Consider the following 13,616-nt stretch of genomic DNA (forward strand, 5'->3'; position numbering starts at 1 on the left):
CAATGCTTGCGCCCCTGGGGCGCAAGCATTGCGCCCCTACAAATCAATACACCTTGACAGGGCTAGTCTATAAAAACCCACACCCTGAAGGGTGGGGCTATACGGACGAAGCCCGCCTGCGCGGGCTAAAAGCGAAAACCGACTTTTACCAACCGGATTTGGTATTAAACTATTATCAGGGCGACTGTGGATAAAACCCTGGAGGATGCATCAGCGATATGCATCAACACCCTTCCCAGGATTAATTTTTCTGCGATCGCTCTATCGCTGTTCGGTTTCTTGCAGATAAATCACCGGATCTTGGAACTGCGACTCATCATAGATAAAGATAGTACCAGTCCCATCCTCACGTCCGATCAGAATGTCGCTAAATCCATCGACTAAGCGATCGATTTCTTCGAGGGTAAAATCCAGATCGTCCGTGGTTGTCGTCGATCCCACGCGAATATCTTGGTCTAAATCAAAGGGACGCCATTGGAATTGACCATTGCTGGCGATCGTACTCCCATCGGCAATATCCGTTTCATTGCCGGTAAAGATAATATTGCCGCCAGTTAGTCCCCCTGTGGCATCCACACTCGTCACGAGAATACTATCCGAGGTGAGTTCGACTTTACCGCCATCGCCATCGGCAGAACTAGAATTTAACGTGGGTTCCGAACCATTGGTGGTATCGATGCTACCATCGCGATTGGTACTCATGGTAATATTACCGCCAATTCCGGCACCATTGGTACTGGAATCGATGCTAGTGGTTTGGATATTACCACTGGCGGTACTCACACTGACGTTACCGCCACTGCCAGACTCGGAACTGGAATCAACGATCGCACTACTCAAGTCAATGCCACCGAAATCCTGTTGTATTTCCACAGCGATTTCGCCACCATTTCCCGAACTTGTGGAACTTGAAGTCAGATTACCACTGCTGATACTCCCATTTACCGTCGTCATTGAGATATTACCGCCACTTCCGGCACTTCCCCCGGATTCCAACGTTCCTGCCGTAGTATCGATCGCACCTTCTTCACCATTCACCGTCAGGGAGATATCACCACCGACACCACTAGAATCATTGGAGTAACTATTCAGATCGCTGGTACTAATTCCGCCTTGGTTTGTACTCAAGCTAATATTGCCGCCATCCCCACCTTCAGAGGTAGAATTATAAACGCCATTGGTAATATCGATCGCGCCATTGCGTTCCTCACTGGCAGCAATATCTAAAGTAATATTACCCCCAACACCATCGCCGCCAGAACTTGTCGTTACATCAGCGGTACTAATATTCCCACCTGCCGTACTCATCTGGATACTCCCGCCATCGCCTTGTGCGGAAGACGAATCGATCGCGCCGCCAGTAGTGGCAATATTCCCAGGAATGTCCGTAATTTTCAGATCGATCGCGCCGCCAGTCCCCTCATCGTTGGTACTGGAATCGATATTCCCCGCTTGAATATCTCCCCCTTCCGTTGTCAGTTCGATTGTCCCGCCATTGCCTAATTCTGAGGTAGAATTCAAAGTGCCAGTCGTAGAATCAATACTGCCGCCACCGCCAGCAATCAATTCGAGTTTACCGCCATTTCCCGAACCTGTAGAACTAGAATTGAGCGTCCCGACATTCATATTGCCATCGGTAGTCGTCAGTTCGATCGGTCCTCCGGAGGCAATTGTAGAACCCGAGGTTAAAGTGCCATTTGTAGTATCGATCGACCCTTCCACATCATCCACCTTCAACTCGATATTGCCGCCAACATTGCCTTCACTTTCAGAAAAAGACTGAATATCTGCCGTGCTAATATTCCCTTGTTGGGTGGTTAATTCCACCGTTGCACCATCGCCATCTGCGGAAGTCGAATCCAACGTTCCCACAGTAGTATTAATCGAACCGCTTCCGGCATTTGCCGTTAACTCAATCTTACCGCCGACACCGCCATTAGAATAAGAATAGAGATTGCTGGTGCTGATATTCCCTTCGTTGGTTGCCAAGGTAATCTCGCCACCGTCTCCCCCTTCAGATGTAGAATTTAACGTGCCGTTGGTGGTGTCAATCGACCCCAAACCACCCGAAATATTCAGTTTAATCTCGCCGCCGTTTTCATCGCCATTGGAGAAACTATTCACATCCGCAGTATCGATATTGCCTTCAGCAGTGGTTAGCGCAATTTCGCCGCCTTCCCCTTCTGCCGAACTCGCATCTAAAGTACCGCTACTGGTATCGATCGCGCCGGTTCCTTCCGGATTGGCACTAATATTAAAATCGATATTTCCAGCAGTCCCTTCACCATTAACGCTGCTATCCACATCCAGGGTACTAATATTTCCCCCAGCAGTATTAAAGGTAATATTGCCACCATCGCCAGATTCCGAAGTCGAGGCAACTCGCACCCCACTACTGCTAATATTAATCGCACCCAATCCGGAAGACACTTCTAACTGGATTGCACCCCCGGTCCCCGAACCTGTGGAACTGGCATTCAATCCGCCATTAATTTTAATATCGGCATCACCGGAAGTTAGGGTAATATTGCCGCCATCCTCCGCAGCGGAGGTATCGATATGTCCGACTAAAATACTATCGCCACTAATGTTTACATTCCGTCCTTCGGCGCGGATGACATCGGCGGAATCGTTCATGATAAACCCACCGGAACTATCATTATCCGCATCAGCACGAAAAGTAATCTCTCCGCTACCCGGTGCAAACAATAACTCATCATCCGGCAAATCATTCACGGTAATATTATTGGTTGCTTCCAGGATAATATTCGTGTCTCCCGACATTCCCTCCAATTCGGATTCATAAATTTGGAACGTGCCTCCGGTTGGCGGTTCCCCTGCACTGACTTCCGCAGTTGCTGCATCCGGATCGGTGCCAAGGGCGAATTCTAAATCGCCTTCATCATCACCATCATCGGGACTCCCATCGCCGATAATTGCAATATTTTTCGGGTCTAATAATAAAGTGCCAAACTCGCCATTGGCAGCAGAAGTATTGACGTAACCTTCAAAAATTAAACTATCTTTGCCGGAAACTTCTACAAATCCGCCATTGCCTGATTCGCTGCCGCCTCGGGCGGTAATATCCCCATAAAATGAGGTTAAATTATCGGCCCATACGATAGCACGTCCACCGTCACCGGATTGAATGGCATCTACATTAATGAGGGAATTGGGACTGACAAAGGTTTGTTCGCTCGTCGGTAATCTGTCGCCGCCTTTGAACTCGCCACCTACGAAAACTTGACCGCCGCCAAGCATCCCAGAAGCGTCAATATTGGCATCAACAACCCCGACCCGATCGCCTAAGATTGTCACATTTCCGCCAATATTATCGCTTGCTGCATCAATCGTTCCCGAGGCGATCGCCGTCCCCGTGGCGCTGGGAAGATTGATACCGGATCCGGTCAATTGCACGCTACCATCGGGATTTACCACCACGTTCGTGGCATTTCCAACCTCACCGCCACCTGCTAATAATTCCGGTACGGATAGGGGCGAAATTCTTTGGTTTGCCGGGAGATTGGAATTGCCCAAAATTCGATTTGATTCAATCTCCAAACTGAGCAACATTCCCGCTTGAGAAACCCGGACTCGACTTTCTCCCGGTACTGCAGCTAAGGTAATATTTCCCCCGGGTGCCGTCAGGGTGCCGGTATTAATCACGCTACCCCCCATCAGGGTTAAATTTTCTCCAGAATTCACGCCTAAATTTCCAGCATTGATAATGCTACCGGGGTTACTCATCGTAAAGGCAAACTGATTCGGCGTTCCCACTAAAGCAGAATAATTATTAGGTCCATTGGCATTAAACCACCCGCCATTAAACCCGATGCCATCTGCTGTCACTGCACTAAAAGCAGCAGGCACATTTAAACTGGCATTGTTACCAAAAATAAATCCGGCAGGATTCATCAGATACAGATTAGAATTGCCACCGGATACTTGAATTAATCCATTAATAATCGACGCATCGCCGCCGCCGATTCGACCGAGAATATTCTGAATTTGCGGATTAGACAGAAAATTAGCCGCTTGTCCGGCATCTAATCCAAATTTTTGAAAACTATGGAACAGATTTGCACCATCTCCGGACAACCTGCCGCCGTCGATATGATAAGTCTCACCGTTAGGATTCACTACGGTGCCGGTGCCATCATTTGCCGGTGCGATCGGTTGTGCTGAAGTGGATTTGGTCGTGAGGAGTGAGGCTGAAAAAACAACAGCAGTGGCCGCAAGTAAGGCGCTCAAAATTTTTGGTTTTAACATGGTTATAATGGTTGAAGTACAAGACATGAAAGCTGATTGTTAGCAGGCGATCGCGTTTTCTGAGTATGGGTTAATTTTGCTTAAAAGTAGGAATGCAGGATAAAATTCGCCTCTCCCTGCAAAAGCGAATAGGCGTAAGGGTCACTCCCTCAGTGCGATCGCCACGGTGAATTAGGTCTCTTAAAAATATTTCCTGTGTGACTGTGTGAATTATAGTCTTATTCTCCGGGAAGTATCTAGGAACTTGATACTTTCGTTTTTGCCAATTTCTTACTTATTGAATAAGTCATAATACTCAGTTAATTTCCCTGTTCTTCGGTTATAATTCGGAAGAGATATAGACAATGAAACGAGCGTATGTAGCTATCTATCCCTAGGTCAATGAAAAACTGGCTTAAATTAAGACACTTTATTTCTAAAGGAATAAAAATAAGAAAAGGTTTTATCTGGAGATAGAGGAGTCAGGCGATCGCCCTTTACATCTCCTATTCTCTTAGTATCTCACTTAAGACAGGACAAAGTACCTTGTAGCGCCTGATACCACACATTTATCCCCAAATCAACCCTCATAAGAAGGGTAAATAAAATACCATGAGGTCCCAATATGATTTTATGATGTTTCATAAAATCATATTGGTTTTCTAACGCGCCTCGAAATTCCCTGTCTTTAAGTATTGTTATTTTATTAAATCTCTCGTAATCTTCTTTCGATGCGGGTGAGGGTGGAGATTAAAGCCCCCCTTACCCCAGGGGAGTTTGGGGGGGTCCGTCGGTAATTTGACTGTCCCAACCGTCTAATTAAACGGGACAACCTTGAATCTCTGGATCTTCGTCAAAACTCATCAAAGAAAGAGACTCTGGGTTTTCTTGGAGCATTTTTCCGAGTAAATATCCGGAAATTGTCCAAGTTTGATACCGCCTTGCCTCTTTGCCAATTAAGCGACCATTTTTACCATCATAATATTCCGGCCATTCATCTGCAATGAGGCGATCGCCAGCCAAATCTAGGACTTTCTGCCCTAATTCCGGGCGTCCCATTTTCTGAAATGCTGCCACCAGAGGCCAAATTAAAACCGGCCAACTTCCCCCATTATGATAAGACCAAGGATAATTTTTGGGGTCAGATCCAGTCAGAATCTCCCATTCCAGATTTTCAACCGCTGGAAACACAATCTGAATCGGCATTCGTCCTACCAAATCTGACCAACGTTCTTCAATCAGGTAAATAATCCCCTGCGATTCTTCTTCTGATGACAGACCCCCCAAAATTGCCAATAAATTACCCAAACTGAAGAAGCGAAAATCGAGCCGACCTGGACCCAAATTTCCCGCTAAATATCCCCCTCGGTCCGGCATCCATAAGGTCACCCAGTTAGGAATTGAACGGGGATAAATATTAAACTTATTGGCCACATTTTCTCCAAATTGATTGCTTTCAAACCGATAAATTTCGTTCAATCGCTTGAGGTCAAGCCAATAATATTCTCGGATATGGTATCGTAAAGACCCTAATCGACTATTAATCGCTTGGAGATAGGAATTGCCATCCTCCTGGTCGGACCGCAGTAACTCCCGGGCCGATCGCAAGGCCATATAAAACAGGGATTGGATTTCCAAAGGATGACCATATACCCCCATCCGGCGGTCAATCATAAATGAACCATCGGGAACTAACAGGGTCGGAAACATCTCAAAACGAGACCGTAAACATAACTCCAAAATTAGTTTGATACCTTCTTGAAATTCCGGTTGATGGGCAAAAGACATATCCCCAGTTTTCTTAACATAAGCGCGGAGTAAAAATAGCCACCAAAAGCCCGAATCAACTGGAGGAACGCGCCCGATCGCATGATTGCCAAAATCCCCCAATAGTTCTTCTTTTCCATCTTCATGGATGACTTTATAGCTGGCAGGCATTAAGCCGGGACCCGGTTCAAAGCAGTCCATGCTTTTTTCATGTTTCTGCAAAGCTAAGGTATGAATGAGGAAATTTTTGACAATCTCGGTTTTTCCTTCAATTAAAAATATCAAAGCCCCGGAAACAAAATCTCGGATAAAGCACTGATTGTAGTTGAGTGCATCTAACTGGGGATCATGGGCAGCCACGGTCCCCGCTGGTTCACCCTGATAACAGAAAATAGAGTTCTCTAAGAGGGCGCGAGCATCGGCTGGATTAATTTCTTTTCTTTTCATGGCTTTAATTTATTTTAACAGCAAACAAGTCGCTTTAACAGTTTAATATTGTCAGGCTTGAAGATAGCTAATCCTATGATTGCCGGTCGATTATTGATAAAATCTGTATTCAAAAATAGAACGGGGTAGGTTAGGCAAGTGCTACCCTAACTCTCTAATATTCCCACAGGATTTATCTGATTTATCTTATCACAATTTTGTCTGTTTGTGTTAGAGACTAGGGGTTAAATCTGAGGTTTGAATGTGGAAATGCGATCGCACAAATCCAGAGGCAAAGCAAATCTATCCCTGGGGTATCTTGTCAAAATAGGCGATCGCCTATACGAACCCGGGCTGAGGAGGAGAGTCCTCAGCCCGGAAAATCGGATATTGGTAATCTGTAATATTTGATTTATTCGCCATTGCCAAAACCTTCTACAACCCATACCCGGTGAAACGGTATGCTAAAACGAATCGAAACAATGATCCATCATTACAGAGAACCTCATTTATCGTGTCGTCATGTCAATAGAACCGACTACAAGTGAAGCGTTAATCAAACAGAGTTTAGAGCGCTTTGTCCTTGTCCTCACCGTCTCCCTGAGTGTGGCAACACTCCCACAAATTTTTAGTTGGGTGCGACAAATTCCCTACACCCTGTTGTTAGTGATCGTCGGATTAGGTTTAGCCTTCGTCGATGTGCGCCTCGTCAACCTGTCTCCTGCACTCATCCTGTCGATATTTTTGCCCCCTTTGTTATTTGAAGCGGCGTGGAATCTGCGCTGGAAAGACTTAAAACGAGAGTTAGTCCCCGTGAGCTTGTATGCCATCCTCGGGGTCCTGATTTCCGTCTTAGGGATTGCGATCGCTCTGAATCAGTTTGCCGCCATTCCCGTTGCCACCGCCTTGTTAATCGGCGCGAGTCTCTCCGCCACGGACCCGATTTCCGTGATTGCCCTATTTCGAGAACTCGGGGTGGAAAAACGCCTCTCCACCCTGATGGAAGGGGAAAGTTTATTCAATGACGGCGTAGCGGTGGTTGCCTTCAGCTTACTCGTGGGACTGGCATTAGGAACCAGTCAATTTGAACTACGCGGGACGATCGCCCAATTTGGTGCCTTTGTCGGCATTGGTATCGGCATCGGTAGCTTAATCGGATTTGGGATTTCCTACCTCACCCAACGCTTTGATTTACCCCTCGTCGAACAATCCTTAACCCTCGTCTCCGCCTACGGCACCTATTTGGTTGTCGAAGAACTCGGTGGATCTGGGGTGATTGGCGTCGTCACCGTGGGGTTAGTCTTAGGTAACTTTGGCTCACGAATTGGCATGAATCCGCGCACCAGGCTGATTGTCAGCGAATTTTGGGAGTTTTTAGCCTTTTTTGTGAACTCCATCGTCTTTTTGCTAATTGGCGACCAAATCCAGTTTGCTTCCCTGGCCAATAATTTAGATACCATCGCCATTACCCTAGGTGCGATGTTAGTCACCCGGGCGATCGCCATTTATGCTCTAGGAGCCTTGAGCAATCTCCTAGCAAAATCGGACATCAATGTGCGGCAGCAAACCGTCTTGTGGTGGGGAGGATTGCGCGGTTCCGTATCCATCGCCCTCGCCTTGTCTGTCCCGATGATTTTAGAAGCCCGAGAGGAAATTATTGCCACCGTATTCGGGGTCGTTTTATTTACCTTACTGGTTCAAGGTTTAACCACCAAACCCCTGCTTAAAGTCCTGAATTTATTGGGAGATCAAACAGTCCAGCAGAACTATTTAGAGGCGATCGCCCGTCGCGCCGCACTCCAGCGAGTCTTGGACCACTTGAAAGAAGGACAAAACGGACCGGATATTGACTGGGAGTTTTATCGCTATCAAATTGCCCTCGTCGAAGGACAACTCAACGACATTCAAAATAACATTAACCAACTGCGAACTCAAGAACCCGATCTTCAGGATTTTGCCCGGGAACAATTCAAAGAAGAACTCCTGGCGATCGAAGCGGATACTTATGCTGAATTTGTGCGATCGGGTCGCCTGAATCGAGATTTAGCTCCCTTCTTACAAGATGTGCTTACAGGAGGGGATTGAAGACAACCCTTACCCTTGCCAAGGGGAGAGGACCGGAGGTGCTTTTAAGCGTAAAAAACCTATAAACCGTTAAGAGTGACGCGCAACTGGCGGTAAGCGGAGTTATCGCGTAGGGAATCGCCCAAGAAGAACCCCACCCTAACCCTCCCCTTGCTAAGGGGAGGGGACCGGAGGTGCTCTTAAGCGTACAAAACCCCTACAAGGTAAGGTGGTAATAAATGTCTTTCTCCCCCTTCCCCGAAAAGACATTCATTCCTTATACCTCCCTCCCCTCGTAGGGGAGGGCCGGGGAGAGGTGGGAAGGGGGCCGGGGGGTTAGGTCTCATGTCTACTGTCGATACACAGGTAAAGTAAAGTGAAATGCACTGCCTTTATTGCAAGAAGAATCCACCCAAATTTCCCCACAATTGGCTCGAATTAAGCGCTTACATAAACTTAAACCTATCCCATAACCATCTTTTTTTTCATCGCGCTGAAGACGAAACTTATCCTCAAAAATATGCTCCTGATTTTCTGCGGGAATCCCAGGACCCGTGTCGATGACGCTAACTTGAACCTTTTGTGTTGTGCGGTGCAAGATACAAACTTCGATTTGGCCGCCTGGGGGAGTGTACTTAATGGCATTGTCCACCAGATTCACAATCACCTGGCGGACCCGTTCTCCATCGGCATAAACCGCAGGTAAATCGTTGGGGATGTCGGTTTTGAGGGTATGGGATTTCGCCAATAAGCGGTCTTTAAAATTTTCCAGAATGTTCAAAGTCAGGGTTTTGAGGTTGAGTTTCTGGGGATGAATGTGAAACTCGGCACTATTTGTGCTATGAGCGGCAACGAGGATATCTGAGATCATGCGATCGATCAGGCGGGTTTGAGTGCGAGCATGGTAAATTAATCGCGCCCGGAGTGCTGATGCCGCCTCGGGATTGAGAGATTTTTCCGGTTTGTAAGTGATTTCTAGGGTTTCTAAAGCCAGAGAAGCTGCCGTCAGAGGATTTCGCAACTCATGGGCTAACATGGCAATCAGGCGGTCCTTAAAATGGAGTTGGTCCAGGAGTTCTTCTTTTTCCTGCTTCAGGCGAAAAATTTCATCAGAGAGTTCCATTAATTCCGCCGAATGTGCCAGTTCAGAAGAGATGGGTTTCCTCGGGTAATGTCCACTCGCCTCGGATGATGCCTGCTGACTGAGATACTCTTCCACGGACTTTTGCCAGCGATCCCACCACTTATCCAGTTCCGCTACTAAATTGCTGCCAGCTAGAACTTGTCGGGGTCCCGGGTGGAGTTTAATCAAAGCCGGAGTCGCCACGAGTTTAAACTGTTCGGCTAAATAAGGCTGTTCGCTGACGTCAATGATCTCCAAGTCAAAAGGGATACCTGTGCGCCGTTTCTGAAAATAACTGCGGATTCTGCGAATTTGTTCACTGGATCTTGGACGCCTATCAACAAATAGGACAAGCTGTAAAGGTGCTTCATCGTTCTGATGCATGGTTTTTTCCGGAACTGCCCTCATGCAATCCCCTTGCGGCAAGGCGGCTAAAAAAATAACACTCATTTTGAGCTTGAGACAACTGACTCGATCGCCCTAGGGGTTCTTTTGTTTTTCTTTATATTTATAAATTATCCTGTTTATTGTCGATTCGTGAAAGAGTACAAATGATTCCACTCTCATCCCGACTTGACTGCCCAGAAGGAAAAGAGCTAGGGCCTCCTCACGGGTCTAAACCCACCCAATGGAACCTCAACTTTTAACCTGTTGAGGCAGCAGAACGGTAGTTGTCAAACCTTAACATTTTCTTAAGACTTAAGCGAGGAATGTTGTCAAACTTGCAGAAAAATTCAGGGAGGCGATTGGTGGTCACAGTGGCGATCGCCTTCTTTGTGGTCACCCTAGTCTTCACCCTCCACCGCTACTACACCTTTTACGCCTCTTTTGACCAGGGAATTTTCAACCAAGTCTTTTGGAATAGCACCCAGGGACGGTTATTTCAAAGTTCACTCTCCTCGGGCCTTTCCACCAATGTGGTCCATAGTGGGGAAGTCCCTGACGTTTCCTATCACCGTCTCGGACAACATTTTACCCCGGCCCTATTACTCTGGCTACCGATTTACAGTCTATTTCCCTCTCCGGTAACCTTGAGCGTCCTCCATGTTACCCTCGTCACCGCTGCTGGAGGGGTGCTCTATCTCCTCGCCCGAGTCTATCTGCAACCGGCGATCGCCAGTTGGATTGCCGTTAGCTACTATGCCGCCAATGCGATCGCCGGTCCCACCCTCTCCAACTTCCATGACAACTTCCAGATGCCCCTATTTGTCTTCAGTCTGTTGTTGGCAATGGAAAAACGCTGGTGGTGGCTCTTTTGGCCCCTGGCCCTCTGCATCCTCGCCGTCCGGGCCGATGGCGGCATCTCCCTGTTTGGCGTCGGAGTCTACATGATTCTCAGCAAACGCTATCCCAAACAGGGATTAGCCATTTGTACCCTCAGCTTCACCTATATTGCCATCTTGACCAACTGGGTCATGCCCCTGTTTTCCGACGATATTTCTCGCCGGTTCACCATTGAACGCTTTGGGCAGTATGTAGACAAAGAAGAAGCGACCACCTTGGAGATTCTCTGGGCCTTCATCAGCCAACCGGGATTAGTGATGTGGGAGATTATCACCCCAATCGGGGGAAAAATTAAGTATCTTTTGGGACAATGGTTACCCTTAGCCTTTATTCCCGCCTTCTCCCCCGGTGCTTGGGCGATCGCCGGATTTCCCCTGTTGGCGATTTTCTTACAACAAGGTCAAACCGCCTTATCCATTAATATCCGCTATGCCATGACCGTTGTCCCGGGTCTGTTTTATGGGGCCATACTCTGGTGGTCCTATCGGCAACAGTCCCTACAAACCCCAGTCCGGGACGTGATTCGCCAGGGACTCTGGAATAAACCCACCCCACCCCCCGTCCCCATCAATGAACCAAAGCAAATCCCGCAGACCAATTTATTAACCGGCAAACTTGCTACTTGGGGCGATCGCCTCAGTAAAAAAGCCGACCATTGGTGGGAAACCCATCCCAAACTGCTCAAAATTTCCATGCAGCGCTTTTGGGCCATTTGCATTGGGTTGTCCCTCTTGTTTACCTTTACCTCCAACCCCAATCGCACCTTTTATTTTATTATTCCCGACTCCATCAACCCCTGGGTGTACGTTTCCCTGCCGCAGCAGTGGCAACATAGTAGCTATATCCGCAACTTAACCTCCCAGATTCCCCCGGATGCCAGTGTTTCCGCCACCACCTATTTAGTCCCTTCCCTCTCCGGACGCCGAGAAATTCTACGCTTTCCATTTTTGCGCTTCCGCAATGATGCTTCAGAAGAGGTCAACGTCGAATATGCGATCGCCGACTTGTGGCAACTCCAGCAATATCTCCCCGCCTTCAAACATGACCGCGCCCTCTTTCGCGATTTAGTCCCTTTTATCGAACAACTCCAGGCCACAAACCAATATGGCATCATTGGATTTGAACAGGGGGTCGTCTTGATGCGCCGAGAAACTCCATCAGATTCCGCAGCATTAGCGGCATGGCAACGGTATCGTGAAGAGATTGAGCCATTATTGCAACCGGATGCTTAAGCGACAATCGGCACCTGAATCGGGTGCCGATTTAGCAAGAGATTGAGAAGGGTGCAAAATGTTAGTTCTATCCAAATCTAAACTTGTGTAATCATCTGCGTCCATGAAAATTCTGGTCCTCACTTGGGAGTTTCCTCCCCGGATTGTCGGGGGTATTGCAAGGCACGTTGCGGAATTATATCCGGAGTTGGTGAAATTGGGCCATTCCGTCCATTTAATCACCGTGGAATTTGGTCATGCCCCGATGTATGAACAACTCGAAGGGATTGACGTGCATCGGGTCCCCGTCGAACATGGACATGACTTCTTCCACTGGGTGGCCAACATGAACGAGAGTATGGGACTTCATGGGGGCAAATTGATTTTAGAAGAAGGACCCTTCGATTTGATTCACGCCCATGATTGGTTAGTCGGCGATGCAGCGATCGCCCTCAAACACCACTTCAAAATTCCCCTGATTGCCACCATCCACGCCACCGAACATGGCCGCAACAACGGACTTCATAACGAAATCCAGCGTTATATCGCCCAAAAAGAGGGAGACTTGGTGTACAACTCTTGGCGAACCATCGTCTGTAGCGATTATATGCGGCGAGAAGTAGAACAGGCATTAGGCTGTCCCTGGGATAAAATCGACGTCATTTTTAATGGCATCCGGGCCGAAAAAAAACCCCGGTGGCAGGATTTTGATGCCCAAACCTTTCGCCGTCAGTTTGCGGGCGATCATGAAAAAATCGTCTATTATGTGGGTCGAATGACCTATGAAAAAGGCGTCGAAGTCTTATTAAGAGCTGCCCCCAAAATCCTCGGGGAAATGGGAGGATTGGTCAAATTTGCCATTGTGGGCGGTGGCAATACTGACCACCTCAAAGAATTAGCCTCGGCCTTAAATATTTGGGATAAGTGCTATTTTACCGGCTTCATGTTTGAAGATGACCTGCACAAATTCCAAACCGTCGCCGATTGTGCCGTCTTCCCCAGTCTCTATGAACCCTTTGGCATTGTCGCCTTAGAAAGTTTTGCCGCTCGGGTTCCCGTGGTGGTGTCCGATACCGGAGGATTACCCGAGGTGGTCCAACATAGCAAAACCGGCGTCGTCACCTGGACCAATAATCCCGACTCCCTCGCTTGGGGAATCCTGGATGTCTTAAAAAATCCAGGGTATGTTCAGTGGTTGATTGATAATGCTTATGCCGATTTAAATCAGCGATTTAGTTGGCCGAAATTGGCGCAACAAACCGAAGGGGTTTATCATCGCGTGGTGCAGGAGCGATTGCAAATTGTTTGGTAATGGGAGTGGGAATTATCCAGGTTTACAGCCTAGGGTGAAACAGAGAGTTAAGCTGTGTTTAGGACTTAAATAAGACAGATTGATTCTATCTTTTTTAGCCAAAACTGGATAACCCACTCACTCGGTTTCAGGAAAAAGATACCCCTTGAAAGAGTCTATACCCGACTATTTCATACGGAAT

7 protein-coding genes are annotated in these 13,616 nt (G+C 47.6%); 4 read left to right on the forward strand and 3 right to left on the reverse strand.

Annotated elements, in window-relative coordinates; translation table 11 throughout:
• Positions 1-194, forward strand: a 194-nt coding sequence (locus tag NG833_RS20610) for a hypothetical protein (RefSeq protein ID WP_254567149.1), incomplete at its 5' end; no start/stop codon positions are given.
• Between the two features lie 67 nt (positions 195-261).
• Here NG833_RS20610 and NG833_RS20615 read toward each other — a convergent pair.
• Together NG833_RS20615 and NG833_RS20620 are read right to left on the reverse strand one after the other, a co-directional pair.
• Positions 262-4,269, reverse strand: a complete 4,008-nt coding sequence (locus tag NG833_RS20615; RefSeq protein WP_254567150.1) for an S-layer family protein — start codon at positions 4,267-4,269, stop codon at positions 262-264.
• A gap of 798 nt (positions 4,270-5,067) precedes the next feature.
• On the reverse strand, positions 5,068-6,462 hold the full coding sequence (locus NG833_RS20620) for a glycoside hydrolase 100 family protein (RefSeq protein WP_254567151.1): 1,395 nt from the start codon (positions 6,460-6,462) through the stop codon (positions 5,068-5,070).
• A 501-nt stretch (positions 6,463-6,963) separates the two neighbouring features.
• Between NG833_RS20620 and NG833_RS20625 the strand changes: the two genes are divergently transcribed.
• Positions 6,964-8,526 (forward strand): sodium:proton antiporter, encoded by a 1,563-nt coding sequence (locus tag NG833_RS20625; protein WP_254567152.1) that lies wholly within the window; start codon positions 6,964-6,966, stop codon positions 8,524-8,526.
• A 328-nt stretch (positions 8,527-8,854) separates the two neighbouring features.
• On the opposite strand, the gene NG833_RS20630 is transcribed toward NG833_RS20625, so the two are convergent.
• Positions 8,855-10,036, reverse strand: coding sequence for a histidine kinase (locus NG833_RS20630; RefSeq protein ID WP_254567162.1), 1,182 nt, complete (start codon positions 10,034-10,036; stop codon positions 8,855-8,857).
• A 302-nt stretch (positions 10,037-10,338) separates the two neighbouring features.
• Between NG833_RS20630 and NG833_RS20635 the strand changes: the two genes are divergently transcribed.
• Together NG833_RS20635 and NG833_RS20640 are read left to right on the forward strand one after the other, a co-directional pair.
• Positions 10,339-12,144, forward strand: a complete 1,806-nt coding sequence (locus NG833_RS20635) for a DUF2079 domain-containing protein (protein WP_254567153.1) — start codon at positions 10,339-10,341, stop codon at positions 12,142-12,144.
• 103 nt (positions 12,145-12,247) lie between these two features.
• Positions 12,248-13,435, forward strand: coding sequence for a glycosyltransferase family 4 protein (locus NG833_RS20640; RefSeq protein WP_254567154.1), 1,188 nt, complete (start codon positions 12,248-12,250; stop codon positions 13,433-13,435).
• Positions 13,436-13,616: the final 181 nt, after the last annotated feature.

The sequence above is a fragment of the Oscillatoria sp. HE19RPO genome (genome assembly GCF_024220515.1).
Lineage (GTDB): Bacteria > Cyanobacteriota > Cyanobacteriia > Cyanobacteriales > Laspinemataceae > Laspinema.

Excerpts from the sequence above, each read along its gene's own strand:
- NG833_RS20615 (WP_254567150.1), bottom strand. The coding sequence starts at position 4,269 with ATGTTAAAACCAAAAATTTTGAGCGCCTTACTTGCGGCCACTGCTGTT.
- NG833_RS20640 (WP_254567154.1), top strand. The coding sequence starts at position 12,248 with ATGAAAATTCTGGTCCTCACTTGGGAGTTTCCTCCCCGGATTGTCGGG.
- NG833_RS20630 (WP_254567162.1), bottom strand. The coding sequence starts at position 10,036 with ATGAGGGCAGTTCCGGAAAAAACCATGCATCAGAACGATGAAGCACCT.
- NG833_RS20620 (WP_254567151.1), bottom strand. The coding sequence starts at position 6,462 with ATGAAAAGAAAAGAAATTAATCCAGCCGATGCTCGCGCCCTCTTAGAG.
- NG833_RS20625 (WP_254567152.1), top strand. The coding sequence starts at position 6,964 with ATGTCAATAGAACCGACTACAAGTGAAGCGTTAATCAAACAGAGTTTA.
- NG833_RS20635 (WP_254567153.1), top strand. The coding sequence starts at position 10,339 with ATGTTGTCAAACTTGCAGAAAAATTCAGGGAGGCGATTGGTGGTCACA.